The following is a 19,072-nucleotide window of genomic DNA, read 5'->3' as shown; positions in this document are numbered from 1 at the left end:
GGCTCACACTAACGCTCCTGGTTGTAGGTGCTGTCAGGACCGAAGCCCTGGCCGTTCGTTTCACTTCCCGCACTGCGACCCCGCTGGACACCGCGGCGCAGGTTGCTCAGCCTGCCCCGGACGTCCTCGGGAGCGCGGGAGACCTGTGGGCCGCCCTGGGGGGTGGCTTCGGCGGCTCCCTCGACCAGGTTGGCCTTGGGCACCCGCCGGGGCAGACCGGAGGAGGTGACTCCGCCCGCCTTGGGCTTGCGGAGCTGCGCCGCCTGCTGCCAGCGATCGTCGTTCGCCGAGCGCCAGCCGTTGTCGGCGGGGTTCTCCGCGGGGGCCGGCGTTTCCTGGCGCACGGGCCGGTCGCCGTTCGTGCCGCTCGCGGTGGATCCGCGGCGGGGGAGCCCGGCGTCGGTCAGCTCGTGGGCGGCGGAGGGGGCCGGTCCCGGACGGTCGAAGCCTACGCGGTCGCGCTCACTTGCGTCAGCGGCCTGCACAGGTTCCGTTTCCGGAGCGTACTGGTCCGAGTAGCCGTTGCGGTAGTCGTCCTGCTGCGGCCAGTCGTCCTGGTAGCGCCGCTCCTCGAAGGCCGGGAAGGACTCCGGGGCGGAGGCGTGCGCGGCCGCGGGCTCCTCCTGAGCGGGCTCCGCATAGGAGGGCTCGGGGTAACCGCCGCCGGACGAGAACGTGTCGTTCTGCGGCAGGCCGCCGTTCTGGGCGTAGTACGGCTCCTCGTACGACGGACGCTGCTGCTCCTCGTACGTCGTCTGCGGGTCGTACGCCCCCTGCTGCTCAGGGAAGCCGCCGTGGCCGTTCGGGCCGGCGTTGTCGTAGCCGCCCTGAGGGGTGAACTCGTCGTACCCCTGGCCCTCGGGGGCCTCCTGGCCGTGGGTCTGGGCCTCCAGGGCCGCGCGGCGCTCCTCGCGCATGAGCGAGCGGCCTACCGGGTCCAGCTCGCGGGCGTCGTCCGGGACCTCGGTGTAGCGACTGTCGTCGAAGCCGAGTTCGGCCGCCGTCCGCATCGGCTGCCGGTTGAAGTCCTCACCCTGGAACTGCTGCTCCGGGATGATCTGCGAGACCGTGAACTCGTCCTGCAGCGGGGCCGCCTCGCCACCACCACCGTGGGTGATCGCGTCGGGCAGCATGACCAGCGAGGTCGTACCGGCCTGCTCGCCGGAGGGGCGCAGCTGGACGCGGATGCCGTGCCGGTCGGACAGTCGGCCGACCACGAACAGACCCATGCGCTGCGAGATCGCGGCGTCCACGGTCGGCGGGTTGGCCAGCTTGTGGTTGATGTCCGCGAAGTCCTCGGCGGTGAGGCCGATGCCCTTGTCGTGGATCTCGATCATCACGCGGCCGTCGGGAAGACGGGTCGCGGTGACGCGGACCTTGGTCTGCGGGGAGGAGAACGTGGTGGCGTTCTCCAGCAGCTCGGCCAGCAGGTGCACGAGGTCGGTCACGGCGCGGCCGTGGATCTCGGCCTCCGGGACGCCCGAGAGCTCGATGCGCTCGTACTGCTCCACCTCGGAGGAGGCGGCGCGCAGCACGTCGACCAGCGGGACCGGCTGGTCCCAGCGGCGGCCGGGCTCCTCGCCGGCGAGGACCAGGAGGTTCTCGCCGTTGCGGCGCATACGGGTCGCGAGGTGGTCCAGGCGGAAGAGGTTCTCCAGCTGGTCCGGGTCGGCCTCGTTGTTCTCCAGGTCGGTGATGAGGGTCAGCTGGCCCTCGATCAGCGACTGGTTGCGGCGCGAGAGGTTGGTGAAGATCGCGTTGATGTTGCCCCGCAGCAGGGCCTGCTCGGCGGCGAGCCGGACGGCCTCGCGGTGGACCTGGTCGAAGGCGCGGGCGACCTCGCCGATCTCGTCGGTCGTGGTGATCGGGATCGGCGCCACCCGGGTGTCGACCCGGCCGGGGTCGGTGCGCGAGAGCTGGTCGACCAGCATCGGCAGCCGCTGCTCGGCGATGCCGAAGGCGGCGTTGCGCAGCTGGCGCATCGAGCGGCTCATCTGGCGGGCGACCATGCCGGCCAGGATGAACGCGGCGAGCAGGGCGACCACGACCGCGGCACCCACGATGAAGGCGTCACGCTTGGCGTCGTCGGCGATCGTCGCGGCCTCGCTCACCGCGCTGTCGGCCATGTCCGACTCGATCTGACCGTAGGCGTCGTACTTGAGGGTGTTGACCGCCCACCAGTTCTCGGCGGTGATGCCGTCCGCGGCGAGCGCCTGGCGCTCGGCGGGGTCGGTGGTCTTCAGGCCCGCGATGCCCCGGACCATGTCGGTGGACTTGGACGGCGGCGGTACGTAGGTCTCGCCCGCGGCGGCGGCCTTCTGGGCGGCCTCCTTGGCCATGGCCGCGCCCTTGGCCTTCACGTCGGCCTCGGCGTCCTTCAGCTTCTGCACGTCGGCCTCGGTGCCACCGCCGATGTACTCCTGGACGGCGATGCCCTCCAGGTAGGCGTACGAGGACAGGGCGACCTTCTGGCTGGCGAAGCTGCCGGCGCCGGGGCCGGGGTTGACCAGCATGTGCATACCGATGGAGCGCTGGAGCGACAGGGCGCCCTTGGTCAGCTCGATCGCGTAGACCGTGCGGCCGTAGGAGGTGATGTTGCCGGTGCCGAGGCCGAGCTCGTTGGCGAACTCGGTGAGGGGGTGGGCGACGTCGACGTAGCCCTCCTCGGTCTCCACACCGGGACGCTTGGTGGTGTACGCCTCTTCGCGCAGGGTCGCCAGGTCGGGCTCGACCTTGCGGAACTGCGACAGACGGCGTTCGAGACCCGGCTTGTCGGGCGTGCTCTGGGCCGCCTCGTCGAAGGCGTCGGCGGCCTCGTCCGTGGCCTTGCGGGCCGCGGCGACGGTGGCCTTGTCCTCGCTGGTCTGGGCGGAGCCCTTCAGCAGCGGCGCGGCGGTGATGTCGCGTTCCTTGTACAGGGCGTCCGCGTAGTTCAGGGAGGCCCGGACCAGACGCGCGGTCTTCTCCGCGTCCTCGGCCTCCTGCCAGGTGTCGATCGAGCTCTTCACCTGGAAGCCGCCCATGACCAGGCCGACCAGCACGGGTATGAGCAGGATCGCGTTCAGCCGGGTCGGCACCCGCCAGTTGCGCGGGGAGAGACGGCCGCCGCTCGGCGCGGGGGTGGCCGTCGGCTCCGAACCGGGCACAGGGGCGGGCGCCGCTCCGCGCGGCGGCGGGGTGAAGTTGCCCCGGGCCGACGGCTCGGGACCGTTCTTGCTTCGCCTCACTCGACCAACAACCTTCCGGCGGTCGGCACCTACGTTGTGCCGCAGTGTCTCAGAGCCCAGTACCTGATCGACTGATGAGTACGTCATTGACTATTGGGCAGTTCAGGCATTCCAGCACGTGGACCTGCGCACTTCCAAACACTGGAAAGCGCTGTTTGGACGTGATGTAAGCCCCAGATAAAACGGTCATAAAGAGCGAGCCCCGCCAAAAGGCGGGGCCTTCGTGCGCGCAGCGAGACCGGATGACCGCGACGCGTGGCGGTACCACCCGATTCCTCTGCCGAAACGTTATGAACACCGAAGCCGACCGTGTCAAAGGCCACAGCCGGCTCCGGGACATCTACGACAACTGCCGTACGCGAGTGCTTACTTGATCGACTATCGCAGCCGTGCCATGAGGGCGTGCTCGACCAGTGTGATCAGCGCACTCTTGGCGTCGGAGCGGTGCCGGGCGTCCGTCGTGATGATCGGGGTGTCGGGGCCGATCTGCAGGGCCTCGCGCACCTCCTCGGGCGCGTACGGCTGGTGTCCGTCGAACCCGTTGAGGGCCACGACGAACGGCAGCCCGCTGTTCTCGAAGTAGTCGACCGCGGGGAAGCAGTCGGCCAGGCGGCGGGTGTCGACCAGGACGACCGCGCCGATGGCGCCGCGCACGAGGTCGTCCCACATGAACCAGAAGCGGTCCTGGCCGGGCGTACCGAAGAGGTACAGGATCAGGTCCTGGTCCAGAGTGATGCGACCGAAGTCCATGGCGACCGTCGTGGTCGTCTTGTCCCCGGTGTGGGTGAGGTCGTCGATGCCCGCGCTCGCGGACGTCATGACGGCCTCCGTGCGCAGCGGGTTGATCTCGGAGACGGCGCCGACGAAGGTCGTCTTGCCCACGCCGAATCCGCCCGCCACCACGATCTTCGCGGAGGTGGTGGCCCGGCCTCCGTCAGAGCTTGCGAAGTCCACTGAGCACCCTTTCGAGCAGCGTCACATCCGGAGCGCCGCCGTTGTTCTCGTCGCCGCCCGGCTGGTGGATGGCGACCAGGCCGGCCTCCGCGAGGTCCGCGACGAGGATCCGGGCCACACCGAGAGGCATCGCCAGCAGCGCCGAGACCTCGGCGACCGACTTGACCTCACGGCACAGATGGCAGATGCGCTGGTGCTCCGGGAGCAGCCCCATGAGCGCTGCCGGGTCGGCCGTCGTGCTGATCAGGGCCTCGATGGCCAGCTGGTAGCGCGGCCGGGTCCGGCCACCGGTCATCGCGTAAGGACGTACCAGCGGCTGGTCGCCCTCATCCTCGTACGGCTCCGCGTACGGATCATGAGAGGCGTTGGGCGGGGTCATGAATCCTCCGGGCGGGACAGCAAGTTGGTCAGTCGTGCCGTCTGACGGGGGCCGGTGGGGGGACTGTGTCGGCCTGACGGTGATTTGGTGAGGCGGGTGGATCCGAGGTGGGTCAGTGGAGCAGACTGCCTTGCAGCTCGGCACGCAGGTCGGGTGTGAGTACCGCACCCGCCCGGTCGACCAACAGCGCCATCTCGTAGCCGACGAGGCCGATGTCGCACTCGGGGTGCGCGAGCACGGCCAGGGACGAGCCGTCGGAGACGGACATGAGGAAGAGGAACCCTCGCTCCATCTCCACGACCGTCTGTGCCACGTTGCCGCCCTCGAAGATCCGGGAGGCGCCGGCCGTGAGCGAGGTCAGTCCGGACGCGACGGCCGCGAGCTGATCGGCACGGTCGCGCGGGAATCCCTCCGACATCGCCAGCAGGAGACCGTCGGCGGACACGACGACGGTGTGGGACACCCCGGGGGTGTTGTCCACGAAGTTGGTGATCAACCAGTTGAGGTTCTGTGCCGCCTGGCTCATCGGGCTCAACTAACGCTCCTGCTGGTGAGTGGGGCTCGGGAAGCTGCCGGTCTGGCCGGTGCCGGCCTGGCGACCCTGCGCGATACCCCGACGGAGATTGGTCAGCCGCCCACGCACGTCATCAGGCGCGCGCGAGACCTGCGGACCGCTTTGGTGCTGTTGCTGCTGAGCCGTGCCCGGGACGAGGTTCGCCCGGGGCACTCGGCGCGGCAGGCCGGAGGTGGTGACTCCGCCCGCGGCCGGCTGCCGGACCCGCTCTGCCTGCCGTACGAGGTCGTCGTTCGGCGAGCTGCGCCAGGTACCGGTGTTCGAGGACCGCTGCGGAGCGGGAGCCTGCGGTGCCTGGGCCGGCGGGGCAGGCGTGGGGGCCTGCTGCTGGGTCTGCTGACCCTGCTGTCCCTGCTGGCCGTGGAACCAGTTGGTCTCCAGCGTGTCGTACAGCGGAGTCCGTCCGTCGCCGGGACCTGCCGCCGGCGGCAGCGCCTCGGGCTCGGGACGGTTCGGCCGCTGCTGCGGACGCTGCGGAGCCTGCGGACGCTGAGCGCCCTGGGGCCGCTCGAACTGCCCCGGGCCGGAGGGGTTCTGCCGACCCGGCACGGCGTGCTGTCCGGTCGAGCCGTTGTCGTAGCCCTGCGGGACGGGGAACTGCCCGGTCTGGTGACCGGCGTTGTCGTAGCCCTGCGGAGCCGGGTACTGGCCGGTGGACTGGTTGCCCGCCGATCCGTAGACGTCCGGACGCGCGAAGTCGCCGGAGTTCTGACCCTGCGGAACGTTCGGCCGCGGGAACTGGCCGGTGTTCTGCGGGGAGTCGTACGACGGGACCTGGCGGCCGTTGTCACGCGGGACCGCGGGCATCTCGGCCGTGTGGGCCGGGCCCTGCCGGTCGTCGATCCGCGGCATCCGGGAGGTCTGCGCCGGGTCCTGCTCGTCATGGCCGCGCGGGGTGTCCAGCGAGGCGCGCGGCACCGGCGGCTGGGCGTTCTCGTCGCTCCAGCTCGGGGTCCGCTGCTGTCCGGCACCGGCGCCCGGCAGCTCGGCCCGGGGACCACCGCGGCCGCCCGGCAACTGCGGACGACGGGCCCGGCGGCCACCGCCGCTCTGCTCCTTGGGCGCGGCCTGGGCCGGTCGGCCGCCACCGAAGGCGTCCTGGCCCTGCGGCGCACCGGGGCCCGTGGGCTGCATGCCCTGCGGGGCGCCGGGCGCCTGGCCGAAGTTCGCGGGGGACGGCGGAGCCTGGCGGTTCTGCGGGGGCCCGGCCGGAGCCTGCGGTCCGCGCGGGGCGCCGGGCCGGCCGTCACCGTCCCGTCCGGGCAGCGCGGCCCGCGGACCCTGACCGGCACCGAGCCGGCCTCCGGCGGGGGCACCGGTACCGAGGGCACCGGCGCTCGCGGCACCGGCGCCGACGGCACCGCCCGAGCGGCGGGCGGCGGCGGCACCGGCGGCGGCCTGCGCGGCGGCGGGACCGCCGGAGGCACCGGGGCCCTGGCCGGGCTTGCCGGGAGCGGGCTTCTTGCCACCCTGGGCGACATCGACGGGGAGCATGACCAGCGCGGTCGTACCACCGGAGTCGGACGGGCGCAGCTGGATGCGGATGCCGTGTCGCTGGGACAGCCGGCCGACCACGAACAGACCCATGCGGCGGGAGACCGACACGTCCACGGTGGGCGGCGAGGCGAGCCGCTCGTTGATCGCCGCGAGGTCCTCGGGGGAGAGGCCGATGCCGGTGTCGTGGATCTCGATCAGGACGCGGCCGTCGGGCAGCGCGTGACCGGTGACCTTGACCTTGGTCTGCGGCGAGGAGAAGGAGGTGGCGTTCTCCAGCAGCTCGGCGAGCAGGTGCACGAGGTCGTTGACCACGCGGCCGGCCACTTCGGTGGTCGGCACGGAGGCCAGTTCGATGCGCTCGTACTGCTCCACCTCGGAGGCGGCGGCGCGGAGCACGTCGACCAGCGGGACCGGGCGGGTCCAGCGGCGGCCGGGCTCTTCACCGGCGAGAACCAGCAGGTTCTCACCGTTACGGCGCATGCGGGTGGCGAGGTGGTCGAGCTTGAACAGCGAGGACAGCTGGTCCGGGTCGGCCTCGCGGGACTCCAGTTCGGAGATGAGCGAGAGCTGACGCTGGATGAGGCCCTGGGAGCGGCGCGAGAGGTTGGTGAACATCGCGTTGACGTTGCCCCGCAGCAGGGCCTGCTCGGCGGCGAGGCGGACCGCCTCGCGGTGCACGTCGTCGAAGGCCGCGGCCACCCGGCCGATCTCGTCCCGGGAGTGCACACCGACCGACTCCACGGACGTGTCGACGTCCTGCGGGTCGGACTCGGAGAGCTGCTTGACCAGCTCGGGCAGTCGGTCGGAGGCGACCTTGGTGGCGGTCTCCTCCAGCCGGCGCAGCGAGCGGATCATGGAGCGGGCCACCACGAAGGCGCCGACCAGCGAGACGCCGAGCACGAGGAGGATCAGCGCACCGGAGATGATCGCGTCCTGCTCGGACTCGTTGCGCAGCTCGCGGGCCTTCTGCTCCATCTGCTCGAGCAGGGTGCGCTCGATGTTGGTCATCTGCTCGATCTTGATCGAGCTGTCGTCCACCCAGTCCTTGTACGAACGCCGGTCCACCGTGGCCAGGCCACTGGTGATGGCGCGGTCGCCGTAGGTGTCGGTGGCCTGGATGGTCGAGTTGCCCGCCTCCACCGGCTTCAGGAGCTCGGCGGCGTCCTCGCCGCCGTAGATGGCCTTGAAGCTGGCGAGTTCGGAGGTACCGCTGGCCAGGGCCGACTGGGCGTAGAGCCGGTCGTTGTCCGAGAGGTTGCCGGAGGACTTGGTGTTCACCGGCAGGGCCGCGGCGAGCACCGCGCGCTGGATGGAGGCGTACTCCTTGGCGGAGGAGAAGGCCGCGAGCGCGCGGGTGCGCTGGATCATGTCCGGGTTGCTGGTCGCCTCGGCCATGTCCTGGGAGAGGTCCAGCAGGTGCTCGATCAGCCGGTGGTAGGCCTCGACGGACTGCGTGGAGTTGTCCTCGGCCTGATAGGCGTCGCGGCGGATGCTGCTGAGGGTGCGCAGGTCGCGGACGACACCGACGAGGGTGTCGTGGACGCCCTGGAGGTTGCCGTCGGAGGTGTCGACCTCCTCGGCGGACTCGATGAAGTTCTCGCGCAGCCGGTCGGTCTTGTCGCGGTAGCCCTTGACCGTGTAGTCGGTCGCCTTCGCGCCGTGCGCCAGCGGACCGGCCGACTGGTCGCGCTCCTCCTGGAGCGCGGCGGCCAGCTCGGTGGCCTGCTTGGTCATGTCCGTGAGCAGCTTCATGTTGTCGAGCTGCTGCATGTCGTCCATGGAGTCGCTGATACGCAGGGCGCCCAGCGAGGTGGCCGCGACGACCGGGAGAGCGAGCAGCGACACCAGGCGCGTGGAGATACGCCAGTTGCGCAGAGCTATTCGCGGGCCGGGGTTGGTGGCACCCTTCGGCGGCTTGACCGCCGGGGTCGTGGGGCCCGCCGGACCCGCGGCGGCCGTGCCGTCACCGGACGGACCCTGGCCCGGGTTCTGGGCGTGCTGGGGCGAGGGACTGCCGGCATTGGGGCCAGTCCCGCCGTGCAGCTCCGGCTCCGCCGAAGCACTGCCATCCCTCTTGAAACGTCCCTGCACTAGCGTCGCAACCTCTGGACCAGGCGTCCTTCCGCGTGAACGGAGAGGACGGTGTCGGCGTTTTAGGGGACGCCCTGAATTACGTCCCCTGATGGTCGTGAGTGACCGGCGCTGGCTCCCCCCTCCGCCGCCGCTCGGCGCTCTGTTGCGCCCTGTGCGCCGGCACGATCCCGCGGCGGTCCGTGGAATTCCAGCACAGTGCAGGATCTCCAACAAGGGCCGTGAGCCGAGCCGTGACCTAGGTGACACCTTGTGAGGGGTGGGTCACCGGACGTAGAAAGTGATCTGCCCCAAAACGGGCATATCTGAGCGAGTCACCAAGGTGCGGGGGGTGTCCCAGTCGCCATGATCAGGAGCGGAATGATGGCTTCAGTGGGCCAATGTCCGTTTCGTTGCGGTGGCTTGTGGGCCTGATTTGACCGGTTTGAGTATGGGCTCGTGAGCAAACTCACACGGAGATCATGGAGTCTTCACGTCTTCCCCGGGGAATCGGATGTTTAGCCTGGCGCTTTACAAGAGGGCGCGATCTGCCAACTCTCTGCCCACCGGACACGACAGGGTTACGTACAACCGTGAAGACGACGATGATCCGCACGATAGCCAACCCGCGGCGCACGACGCTCGCCCACCTCGAGGACGCCGAGTTGCTGCAGACCGCGGTCCAGCAGGAGCACTCCGTCGATCTTCCGGCCCAGACGGCCAACCCGCGCCGCACGGTCCTGGACGAGATGCCGGTCGCCGCCACCGTCGCGGAGTAATACCGACAGGCGTGAGGGCCGGCCCACGTTAGCCTGGAGCGTCAGACTCCAGCCGCTGCAAAGGGGCCCCGTGCGCATCGCCAGATTCTCCATCGACGGGAACGTCGCCTTCGGCGCGGTCGAGGGCGACAAGCCTGACGAGCTCGTCCTCGACATCATCAAGGGCATCCCGTTCGCGGAATTCGAGCTCTCCGGCACCAAGGTCCCGCTGAGCAAGGTCCGGCTGCTGCCCCCGGTGCTCCCCAACAAGGTCGTGGCCTTCGGCCGCAACTACGCCGAGCACGCGAAGGAACTGGGCAACGAGGTCCCGGACGCGCCCTTCGCCTTCTTCAAGCCGTCGACCTCGGTGATCGGCCCCGGCGACGAGATCCAGTACCCCTCCTTCTCGGCGGAACTGCACCACGAGGCCGAGCTGGCCGTCGTGATCGGCCGGATGTGCCGCGAGGTCCCGCGTGAGCGCGTCAAGGACGTGATCCTCGGCTACACCTGCGCCAACGACATCACGGCCCGCGATGTCCAAAAGCGCGAGAAGCAGTGGGCCCGGGCCAAGGGCTTCGACACGTCCTGCCCGCTGGGCCCCTGGGTGGAGACGGACCTGGACCCCTCCGACCTGACCGTCCAGCTCACGGTCAACGGACAGCAGCGGCAGCTCGGCCGCACCAGCGAGATGATCCACCCGATCGAGGATCTGATCGTCAACATCACCGAGGCCATGACGCTGCTCCCCGGCGACGTGATCCTCACGGGCACCCCCGCGGGGGTCGGCCCCCTCGCTGTCGGCGACGAGGTCTCCGTCAGCATCGAAGGCATCGGCACTCTCACCAACAAGGTTGTCAAGCGTGGCTAGCGCACCCGCCTCCCCCGTCCGCGTCCGTTTCTGCCCGTCGCCGACCGGCAACCCCCACGTGGGCCTGGTCCGCACCGCCCTGTTCAACTGGGCGTTCGCCCGGCACCACGAGGGCACTCTGGTCTTCCGCATCGAGGACACCGACGCGGCCCGCGACTCGGAGGAGTCGTACCAGCAGCTGCTGGACTCGATGCGCTGGCTGGGCTTCGACTGGGACGAGGGCCCCGAGGTCGGCGGCCCGCACGCGCCGTACCGCCAGTCCCAGCGCATGGACGTCTACGTCGAGATCGCCCAGCAGCTCCAGGAGGCCGGCTACGCCTACCGCTGCTACTGCTCCCAGGAGGAGCTGGACTCCCGCCGCGAGGCCGCCCGCGCCGCCGGCAAGCCGTCCGGGTACGACGGCCACTGCCGCGCGCTGACCGCCGAGCAGGTCGAGGAGTACAAGGCCCAGGGCCGCGAGCCGATCGTCCGCTTCCGGATGCCGGACGAGACGATCACCTTCACCGACCTGGTCCGCGGCGAGCTGACGTTCACCCCGGAGAACGTCCCGGACTACGGGATCGTACGAGCCAACGGCGCGCCGCTGTACACGCTCGTCAACCCCGTCGACGACGCCCTGATGGAGATCACCCACGTCCTGCGCGGCGAGGACCTGCTTTCCTCGACGCCCCGTCAGATCGCCCTGTACAAGGCGCTGATGGAGCTCGGCGTGGCCAAGCGCATCCCGTCCTTCGGGCACCTGCCGTACGTGATGGGCGAGGGCAACAAGAAGCTCTCGAAGCGTGACCCGCAGTCGTCGCTGAACCTCTACCGCGAGCGCGGCTTCCTCCCCGAGGGCCTGCTGAACTACCTCTCCCTCCTCGGCTGGTCGCTCTCGGCGGACCAGGACATCTTCTCGATGGACGAGATGGTCGCGGCCTTCGACATCGCGGACGTGAACCCCAACCCGGCCCGCTTCGACCTGAAGAAGTGCGAGGCGATCAACGGCGACCACATCCGCATGCTCGAGGTGAAGGACTTCACCGAGCGCTGCGCGCCGTGGCTGCAGGCCCCGTTCGCCCCCTGGGCGCCGGAGGACTTCGACGAGACCAAGTGGCAGGCGATCGCCCCGCACGCCCAGACCCGGCTGAAGGTCCTGTCCGAGATCACCGACAACGTCGACTTCCTGTTCCTGCCCGAGCCGGTCTTCGACGAGCCGAGCTGGACGAAGGCGATGAAGGAGGGCAGCGACGCCCTTCTCCGTACGGCCAGGCAGAAGCTGGAGTCGGCGGACTGGACGTCCCCGGAGTCCCTCAAGGAAGCCGTCCTCACCGCGGGCGAGGAGCACGGTCTGAAGCTCGGCAAGGCGCAGGCCCCGGTCCGGGTGGCCGTCACCGGCCGCACCGTCGGCCTCCCCCTGTTCGAGTCCCTGGAGATCCTGGGCAAGGAGAAGACGCTGGCCCGCGTCGACGCGGCGCTGGCGAAGCTCGCGGCGTAAGTCCCACGCGTTCGGAGGGGCGGTACCCGGCGGTTCCGGGTACCGCCCCTCCGGCGTTCCCGGGACGCCTGCTCCACCCCCGGGATACGGTCGGACCATGAGCATTCGCGCGGTGGTCTGGGACGTCGACGACACGATCTTCGACTACACCACCGCCGACCGGGTCGGCATGCGGGCGCACCTGGCCGCCGAGGGCCTCCTGAGCGGTTACGACAGCGTCGAGCAGGCTCTCGCGTGCTGGCGGGAGTTCACGGCCCTGCACTGGGCCCGGTTCGCGGCCGGGGAGGCGTCCTTCGAGGGGCAGCGGCGGGATCGCGTGCGGTCGTTCCTGGGTGAGCCGCTGAGCGACGACGAGGCCGACGAGTGGTTCCAGCGCTACATCGGCCACTACGAGGCCGCTTGGGCGCTCTTCCCCGACGTCCTGCCCGTGCTGGACGGCCTCGCCGGCAGTCACCGGCATGCCGTGCTGTCCAACTCCAGCCTGCACGTCCAGGACCGCAAGCTGCGGGTGCTCGGGGTGCACGACCGGTTCGAGGTGATCCTGTGCGCCGCGGAGCTCGGGGTCTCCAAGCCCGAGGCCGCCGCCTTCCTCGCCGCCTGCGACGCGCTCGGTCTGCCCCCGCACCAGGTGGCGTACGTCGGGGACCACCCGGAGATCGACGGACGGGGCGCCGCCGACGCCGGGCTGCTGTCGGTCTGGATCGACCGGGGCACCCTGTCCCCGGGCGCCGACGCCCCCGTCGGCCCGCACCGCATCGCCACCCTCGCCGAACTCCCCGCGATCCTCGGCGCGGATACCCGTTTTGGAGCCCCGTCCACCTTCGGGTAATGTTCTTCCTGCGCCGCCGGAGAGCGGGCCGAAAGGCCGGGAACCGGAGGCGCAAGCTAGAACAAGATCCCCTTCGGGGCTTGCGTTCCAGTGGCCTATGGTGTAATTGGCAGCACGACTGATTCTGGTTCAGTTAGTCTTGGTTCGAGTCCAGGTAGGCCAGCTCGCAGAGCTTATCTGCAAAGCCCCCGTTGTGTAGCGGCCTAGCACGCTGCCCTCTCAAGGCAGTAGCGCCGGTTCGAATCCGGTCGGGGGTACGGTGATCTTCTTCTGGATGATCGCTAGGGCCCCCGTTGTGTAGCGGCCTAGCACGCCGCCCTCTCAAGGCGGTAGCGCCGGTTCGAATCCGGTCGGGGGTACGCACTGGTCTAAACCACATTGGTCTATGGTGTAATTGGCAGCACGACTGATTCTGGTTCAGTTAGTCTTGGTTCGAGTCCAGGTAGACCAGCTCGGACCTGCGGAAACGCAGGCTCCACGCCCCCGTTGTGTAGCGGCCTAGCACGCCGCCCTCTCAAGGCGGTAGCGCCGGTTCGAATCCGGTCGGGGGTACCACAAGGCGAAGGCCCTCCACTTAGGTGGGGGGCCTTCGGCGTTACCCGAGGCCGTAACGCCGTGCCGTCTCCTCCTCCTGGGCCAGCCGGTGCAGTGCCTGGAGCATCGGCTCCACGAGCACCACGCCCAGCACAGCGACCTCGGCCTTCTCCGCCTCCGACACGTGCGACTCCATGAAGTCCATGTCCAGCTCGGCCACCTGGTGCATCAACCGGGCGTAGGGAACAAGGGTTTCGGGACTCCAGTCGTAGCCGAGGCGACGCAGCGCGGCCGCCGCCACCACCAGGGAGCGGAACGAGGGGGAGACGGTCGTCATGTCCTGCGCGTGCGACCACCCCAACGAGGTCAGCAACTCCTCCATCGCGGCCTTGGCGCCCTGGACGAACTCGTCCTCCGCGTCCGGCTCCGGCACCTGCGGCAGCGCCCAGACCGCCGAGCCCAGGCGGATCGCGCGGGGCAGCGAGTCGTCGTCGACATGCCCCAGCACCTCCCTGATCGTGGCCACCGGCACCTTGCCGACCTGGATCATCGCGCGGACCAGCCGCAGCCGGCGCAGGTGCTCCTCGTCGTACTCCGCGGTCGTCGCGTTGATCTGGTGGCCGGGCGCCAACAGCCCTTCGCGCAGGTAGTACTTGATCGTCGCGGTGGACACACCGCTGCGCTCGCTGAGTTCGGCCAGCCTCATCTCTTGCGCCTCTCCTTGGGAAGTGCCACTATCCAAGCACCACCTAAAAGGATAGTGCCGCTATCCGATCGGGGAACCAGGGGGCCGTCATGTTCGCCAAGCCGGTGCCGGGCCGGACCACCGCGTCCGCCGAGGGGGATGTGGTCGTCCTGCTGATCGGGATGCGCATCAACACCTTCTGGGCGGTGCGCCACTGGCTGCCGGTCGCGCTCGGCATGCCGCGCATGCTGCGTGAACTGGCGAAGGACCCGGAGCGCGGACTGCTCGGCCATGTACTGCTCACGGCCTCGCCGCGGACGTACTACGTCGTGCAGTACTGGGAGTCCAAGGAGAAGCTCTACGCCTACGCGCACTCTCCGGAGATGTTCCACCGCAAGGCCTGGGCTGCTCTGAACCGCAGGGAGAAGGCGGGGAAGGCCCGGCAGCACGTGGGGCTGTGGCACGAGGCGTACGTCGTGCCCGAGGGCTCGTACGAGTCGATCTACTTCGACATGCCGGCCTTCGGACTCGCGGCCGCGCACGGTCAGGTGCCACTGGAGCGGCGAGGGCGCTCCGCGAAGGACCGGTTCGCCTACCGCTCGAAGGCGGCGGTAGCCGAAGAAGCCAGGTGAACGGGGGAGTCGGGGGAGCGAGGAGGGCCTGCCGCGGCGTTGGGGCGGGCCCTCCTCGGCGTGCCCCGGGGGTCAGCCCGTGCGGCGCAGGGCCTCGGAGAGGCGCGCGGCGGCGTCGATGACCGCCTGGGCGTGCATCCGGCCCGGGTGGCGCGTCAGGCGCTCGATGGGGCCGGAGACCGAGACGGCGGCCACCACGCGGTTGGAGGGGCCGCGCACGGGCGCGGAGACGGACGCGACGCCCGGCTCGCGCTCGCCGATCGACTGGGCCCAGCCGCGGCGTCGTACGCCCGACAGGGCCGTCGCCGTGAAGCGGGCGCCCTGCAGGCCGCGGTGCAGCCGCTCGGGCTCCTCCCAGGCCATGAGAATCTGGGCGGAGGAGCCCGCCTTCATCGTGAGCGTCGAGCCGACCGGGACGGTGTCCCGAAGTCCGGACAGGCGCTCCGCCGCGGCGACGCAGATGCGCATGTCGCCCTGGCGGCGGTAGAGCTGCGCGCTCTCGCCCGTGACGTCACGGAGGTGGGTGAGGACCGGGCCCGCCGTGGCGAGGAGGCGGTCCTCACCGGCGGCCGCGGCCAGCTCCGCGAGGCGCGGGCCGAGAATGAACCGCCCCTGCATGTCGCGCGCCACCATGCGGTGGTGTTCCAGGGCCACGGCCAGCCGGTGGGCCGTGGGTCGTGCCAACCCGGTCGCCGCCACCAGACCCGCGAGGGTGGCCGGACCGGACTCCAGGGCGCTCAGGACAAGGGCTGCCTTGTCCAGAACGCCGACGCCGCTACTGTTGTCCATGAAACGATACTCGCGTCTCACTCTGTGAAACGCAAGTTCAATTTTCCGTGGAACGCGCCACTCTGGATGTCACGAAGGCAAAGCGGCCCGCAGACAAACGGGCCCGGTGGCGGACGCCCGAACAGGGGCGGCGGGCGCTGCTTCCTCAAGATCTCTAGTTGGGCCGGTGGACCGTATGCCGGCCGGAGGGAAAGCGATGGGTAGGACACTCGCGGAGAAGGTCTGGGACGACCACGTCGTCCGGCGCGCCGAGGGCGAGCCCGACCTCCTCTTCATCGATCTGCACCTGCTGCACGAGGTGACCAGCCCGCAGGCCTTCGACGGCCTCCGTAAGAGCGGTCGCCAGGTGCGCCGGCTCGACCTGACCATCGCCACCGAGGACCACAACACCCCCACCCTCGACATCGACAAGCCCATCGCCGACCCGGTCTCCCGGGTCCAGCTGGAGACGCTGCGCAAGAACGCCGCCGAGTTCGGGGTGCGCCTGCACCCGCTGGGCGACGTGGAGCAGGGCGTCGTGCACGTCGTCGGCCCGCAGCTGGGCCTGACCCAGCCGGGCATGACCGTCGTCTGCGGTGACTCCCACACCTCCACCCACGGCGCCTTCGGCGGTCTGGCCTTCGGCATCGGCACCTCTCAGGTCGAGCACGTGCTGGCCACCCAGACGCTGCCCCTGGTCCGCCCGAAGACCATGGCGATCACGGTCAACGGCGAGCTGCCCGACGGCGTCACCGCCAAGGACCTGATCCTGGCGATCATCGCGAAGATCGGCACCGGTGGCGGCCAGGGCTACGTCCTGGAGTACCGCGGCTCGGCCATCGAGAAACTCTCGATGGAGGCCCGGATGACCATCTGCAACATGTCGATCGAGGCCGGCGCCCGCGCGGGCATGATCGCCCCCGACCAGACCACCTTCGACTACCTCGAGGGCCGTCCGCACGCCCCCAAGGGCGAGGACTGGGACGCGGCCGTCGCGTACTGGAAGACGCTGAAGACCGACGAGGACGCCGAGTTCGACGCCGAGGTCGTCATCGAGGCCGCCGAACTGTCGCCGTTCGTCACCTGGGGCACCAACCCCGGCCAGGGCGCGCCGCTTTCGGCGTCCGTCCCCGACCCGGCTTCGTACGAAGACGCTTCGGAGCGCCTCGCCGCCGAAAAGGCCCTGGAATACATGGGGTTGGAGGCCGGTCAGCCGCTGCGCTCCATCAAGGTGGACACCGTCTTCGTAGGCTCCTGCACCAACGGCCGCATCGAGGACCTGCGCAACGCCGCCGAGCTCCTCAAGGGCCGCAAAGTCGCCGACGGGGTACGGATGCTGGTCGTCCCCGGCTCCGCCCGGGTCGGTCTGCAGGCCGTCTCCGAGGGTCTGGACGTGGTCTTCAAGGAGGCCGGCGCCGAGTGGCGGCACGCGGGCTGCTCGATGTGCCTGGGCATGAACCCCGACCAGCTGGCCCCCGGTGAGCGCTCCGCGTCCACCTCCAACCGCAACTTCGAGGGCAGGCAGGGCAAGGGCGGCCGTACGCACCTGGTGTCGCCGCAGGTCGCGGCCGCGACCGCCGTGCTGGGCCACCTGGCCTCCCCGGCCGACCTGTCCGACGCCGAGACCCGTACGCCCGCTGGAGTCTGAGAAGTCATGGAAGCATTCACCACGCACACCGGCCGGGCCGTCCCGCTGCGCCGCTCCAACGTCGACACCGACCAGATCATCCCTGCTCACTGGCTCAAGAAGGTGACCCGGGACGGCTTCGAGGACGGTCTGTTCGAGGCCTGGCGCAAGGACGAGACCTTCATCCTCAACCAGCCCGAGCGGCAGGGCGCCACGGTCCTGGTCGCCGGTCCCGACTTCGGCACCGGGTCCTCCCGTGAGCACGCCGTCTGGGCGCTGCAGAACTACGGTTTCAAGGCCGTGATCTCCTCCCGCTTCGCCGACATCTTCCGCGGCAACTCGCTGAAGAACGGCCTGCTCACGGTGGTTCTGGAGCAGAAGATCGTGGACGCGCTGTGGGAGGTCACCGAGAAGAACCCCGAGGCCGAGATCACCGTCGACCTGGAGAACCGCGAGGTCCGCGCCGAGGGCGTCACCGCCTCCTTCGAGCTGGACGAGAACTCCCGCTGGCGGCTGCTGAACGGCCTGGACGACATCTCCATCACCCTCCAGAACGAGGCCGACATCGCCGCCTACGAGGCCAAGCGGCCGTCGTACAAGCCGCAGACGCTCCAGGCGTGACCCCGGGAGCCCCCCGGAGCAACTGAACAGGTCGAGTTTCGGCCACCCCAACACCCCCGCTGTACCCCCGATCAGCCCGATCGGGGGTACAGCCGTTTCTGCACCCGAACGGCCCCCGCGGGCCTCGGTCGGTGACCTCAACTTCCCACGTTAGGACGGCTGTTGTCGGGGTAGCCGGTTCTCGTGTCCACGGCTCCCGCCGGTGCCCGGACGGCCGTTTGAGGCGGCAGTTGCACCCTGAGCAGGCGACAACTCGCCCCAGATGGCACAATCTGTGCATGGAACACGACGGCCAACTCGAGCTCTATGCGGCGGTCGCGGACCAACTCAAGGAAGCGCACACAAGAGTGCGCGCACTGCAAGTCCCGGAGGGCGTACGGATGGCGCTGACCCGGAAGCTGCTGGTCATTACGGCCGCGGCCAAGCACGATCTCGCCGATGCGGCAAGGCGTCTGGAGGCGTTCAACGCGGACCTCGACGCGGGTCGATTCTCCGATCGATTCCCTGACGAGGAACGCTGAAGGGCTCCAGAGACAGTCGAGTTCGTTGCGGCACAAGGGTGATAAGCCCGTTTCGTGTTTGATTTGCGGTATATATCTGCCTAACGTGCGAAAAAGCTTGAACACTTTCGTTCTGGCGATGTCTCCGAAGGGGAAGACGTGAACAAGGCGCAGCTCGTAGAAGCGATTGCCGACAAGCTGGGCGGCCGCCAGCAGGCCGCCGACGCGGTCGACGCGGTCCTGGACGCCATCGTCCGCGCGACCGTCGCGGGCGACCGGGTCTCGGTCACCGGCTTCGGTTCGTTCGAGAAGGTCGACCGTCCGGCCCGTTACGCCCGCAACCCCCAGACGGGCGAGCGGGTTCGGGTCAAGAAGACCTCCGTTCCGCGCTTCCGCGCCGGTCAGGGCTTCAAGGACCTGGTCAGCGGCACGAAGAAGCTTCCGCGGGGCGGCGAGGTCGCCGTCAAGAAGGCCCCCAAGGGCAGCCTGACCGGTGGTGCCGCGGCCACGGTCAAGAAGGCCGCCGCGAAGAAGACCACCGCCAAGAAGGCCACCACGGCCAAGAAGGCGACGGCCAAGAAGACCACGGCCGCGGCGAAGAAGACCACGGCGAAGAAGACGACCGCCAAGAAGACCACGGCGGCCGCGAAGAAGACCACGGCGACGAAGGCCACCACGGCCAAGAAGGCCACGGCGAAGAAGGCCCCCGCGAAGAAGGCGACCGCCAAGAAGGCCCCGGCCAAGAAGTCGACGGCCCGCAAGACCACCGCCAAGAAGACCACCGCCCGCAAGAGGTAGGGGCGCACGGGTACTCACGCGCCGGGCCGGACTCCCTGGGGAGTCCGGCCCGCGGCGTGTCCGGGCGTCCTACAGGGTCTGCAGCGTGACCAGGGTGATGCGGAGCCTGTCCTTCGGTCCCTCGGTCTCGATGCGCACGCGCTGTCCGGGGCGCAGCAGCCGAAGCGCGCCCGCGTCGAACGCCGCGGCGTCGAAGGGGACGGGGGTCCCGTCGTCCAGGAGGACCTGGCCGCTGCGGGTTTCGGGGTCGTACGTGTATGCGGTTGCCTGCATA

General features: G+C 69.8%; 17 protein-coding genes and 5 tRNA genes. 14 read left to right on the top strand and 8 right to left on the bottom strand.

Annotated features, from left to right (window positions below; translation table 11 throughout):
* Nucleotides 1-8 precede the first annotated feature (8 nt).
* From ACWDRW_RS09530 to ACWDRW_RS09510, 5 genes are all read right to left on the bottom strand, one after another.
* A complete protein-coding gene (locus ACWDRW_RS09530; RefSeq protein WP_451721716.1) occupies nt 9-3,227 on the bottom strand; it encodes a sensor histidine kinase in 3,219 nt (1,072 codons plus the stop codon).
* Between the two features lie 378 nt (nt 3,228-3,605).
* The gene (locus ACWDRW_RS09525) at nt 3,606-4,181 is read right to left on the bottom strand and encodes a GTP-binding protein (RefSeq protein ID WP_015657619.1); all 576 of its coding nucleotides are present in this window, start codon (nt 4,179-4,181) and stop codon (nt 3,606-3,608) included.
* Entirely contained in the window at nt 4,162-4,560 is a 399-nt protein-coding gene (locus ACWDRW_RS09520) for a DUF742 domain-containing protein (protein WP_285513623.1), read from the bottom strand. The genes ACWDRW_RS09525 and ACWDRW_RS09520 overlap by 20 nt, the downstream gene beginning before the upstream one ends.
* A gap of 112 nt (nt 4,561-4,672) precedes the next feature.
* Complete coding sequence (locus tag ACWDRW_RS09515) at nt 4,673-5,086, bottom strand: roadblock/LC7 domain-containing protein (RefSeq protein ID WP_003973453.1); 414 nt, start codon at nt 5,084-5,086, stop codon at nt 4,673-4,675.
* Nucleotides 5,087-5,095: 9 nt separating this feature from the next.
* Nucleotides 5,096-8,722: a nitrate- and nitrite sensing domain-containing protein gene (locus tag ACWDRW_RS09510; protein ID WP_451721715.1), complete on the bottom strand. Its 3,627-nt coding sequence runs from the start codon at nt 8,720-8,722 to the stop codon at nt 5,096-5,098.
* 572 nt (nt 8,723-9,294) lie between these two features.
* Here ACWDRW_RS09510 and ACWDRW_RS09505 point away from each other — a divergent pair.
* From ACWDRW_RS09505 to ACWDRW_RS09465, 9 genes are all read left to right on the top strand, one after another.
* A complete protein-coding gene (locus tag ACWDRW_RS09505) occupies nt 9,295-9,480 on the top strand; it encodes a hypothetical protein (RefSeq protein ID WP_451721714.1) in 186 nt (61 codons plus the stop codon).
* A gap of 70 nt (nt 9,481-9,550) precedes the next feature.
* Nucleotides 9,551-10,327: a fumarylacetoacetate hydrolase family protein gene (locus tag ACWDRW_RS09500; RefSeq protein WP_451721713.1), complete on the top strand. Its 777-nt coding sequence runs from the start codon at nt 9,551-9,553 to the stop codon at nt 10,325-10,327.
* Nucleotides 10,320-11,804, top strand: coding sequence for a glutamate--tRNA ligase (gltX, locus tag ACWDRW_RS09495; RefSeq protein ID WP_451721712.1), 1,485 nt, complete (start codon nt 10,320-10,322; stop codon nt 11,802-11,804). Before ACWDRW_RS09500 ends, gltX begins: the two co-directional genes overlap by 8 nt.
* Nucleotides 11,805-11,901: 97 nt before the next feature.
* Nucleotides 11,902-12,633, top strand: a complete 732-nt coding sequence (locus ACWDRW_RS09490; RefSeq protein ID WP_451721711.1) for an HAD family hydrolase — start codon at nt 11,902-11,904, stop codon at nt 12,631-12,633.
* Nucleotides 12,634-12,724: 91 nt separating this feature from the next.
* Nucleotides 12,725-12,796 (top strand) — tRNA-Gln (locus ACWDRW_RS09485).
* A 21-nt stretch (nt 12,797-12,817) separates the two neighbouring features.
* Nucleotides 12,818-12,890, top strand: a tRNA-Glu gene (locus ACWDRW_RS09480).
* Nucleotides 12,891-12,919: 29 nt separating this feature from the next.
* A tRNA-Glu gene (locus ACWDRW_RS09475) sits at nt 12,920-12,992 on the top strand.
* A gap of 20 nt (nt 12,993-13,012) precedes the next feature.
* Nucleotides 13,013-13,084, top strand: a tRNA-Gln gene (locus ACWDRW_RS09470).
* A 28-nt stretch (nt 13,085-13,112) separates the two neighbouring features.
* Nucleotides 13,113-13,188: transfer RNA gene (locus ACWDRW_RS09465), tRNA-Glu, on the top strand.
* Nucleotides 13,189-13,228: 40 nt separating this feature from the next.
* On the opposite strand, the gene ACWDRW_RS09460 is transcribed toward ACWDRW_RS09465, so the two are convergent.
* Complete coding sequence (locus tag ACWDRW_RS09460) at nt 13,229-13,873, bottom strand: MerR family transcriptional regulator (RefSeq protein WP_451721710.1); 645 nt, start codon at nt 13,871-13,873, stop codon at nt 13,229-13,231.
* Nucleotides 13,874-13,962: 89 nt separating this feature from the next.
* On the opposite strand from ACWDRW_RS09460, the gene ACWDRW_RS09455 reads away from it, so the two are divergent.
* A complete protein-coding gene (locus ACWDRW_RS09455) occupies nt 13,963-14,484 on the top strand; it encodes a DUF4188 domain-containing protein (protein WP_451721709.1) in 522 nt (173 codons plus the stop codon).
* 72 nt (nt 14,485-14,556) lie between these two features.
* Here ACWDRW_RS09455 and ndgR read toward each other — a convergent pair whose 3' ends face one another.
* Nucleotides 14,557-15,273, bottom strand: a complete 717-nt coding sequence (ndgR, locus tag ACWDRW_RS09450; RefSeq protein ID WP_015036427.1) for an IclR family transcriptional regulator NdgR — start codon at nt 15,271-15,273, stop codon at nt 14,557-14,559.
* 196 nt (nt 15,274-15,469) lie between these two features.
* Here ndgR and leuC point away from each other — a divergent pair, with 196 nt between their 5' ends.
* From leuC to ACWDRW_RS09430, 4 genes are all read left to right on the top strand, one after another.
* Entirely contained in the window at nt 15,470-16,900 is a 1,431-nt protein-coding gene (leuC, locus tag ACWDRW_RS09445; protein WP_451721708.1) for a 3-isopropylmalate dehydratase large subunit, read from the top strand.
* Nucleotides 16,901-16,906: 6 nt separating this feature from the next.
* Nucleotides 16,907-17,500, top strand: a complete 594-nt coding sequence (gene leuD, locus ACWDRW_RS09440) for a 3-isopropylmalate dehydratase small subunit (RefSeq protein WP_451721707.1) — start codon at nt 16,907-16,909, stop codon at nt 17,498-17,500.
* Nucleotides 17,501-17,778: 278 nt separating this feature from the next.
* The gene (locus ACWDRW_RS09435; RefSeq protein WP_451721706.1) at nt 17,779-18,021 is read left to right on the top strand and encodes an SCO5555 family protein; all 243 of its coding nucleotides are present in this window, start codon (nt 17,779-17,781) and stop codon (nt 18,019-18,021) included.
* A gap of 138 nt (nt 18,022-18,159) precedes the next feature.
* On the top strand, nt 18,160-18,798 hold the full coding sequence (locus ACWDRW_RS09430) for an HU family DNA-binding protein (protein WP_451721705.1): 639 nt from the start codon (nt 18,160-18,162) through the stop codon (nt 18,796-18,798).
* A 69-nt stretch (nt 18,799-18,867) separates the two neighbouring features.
* Here ACWDRW_RS09430 and ACWDRW_RS09425 read toward each other — a convergent pair whose 3' ends face one another.
* Complete coding sequence (locus tag ACWDRW_RS09425; RefSeq protein ID WP_451721704.1) at nt 18,868-19,071, bottom strand: hypothetical protein; 204 nt, start codon at nt 19,069-19,071, stop codon at nt 18,868-18,870.
* Nucleotide 19,072 lies beyond the last annotated feature (1 nt).

The sequence above is a fragment of the Streptomyces sp. NPDC003635 genome, assembly GCF_053587635.1.
The sequence above is the reverse complement of the archived record's forward strand: the minus strand, read 5'-3'. Positions and strand labels throughout refer to the sequence as shown.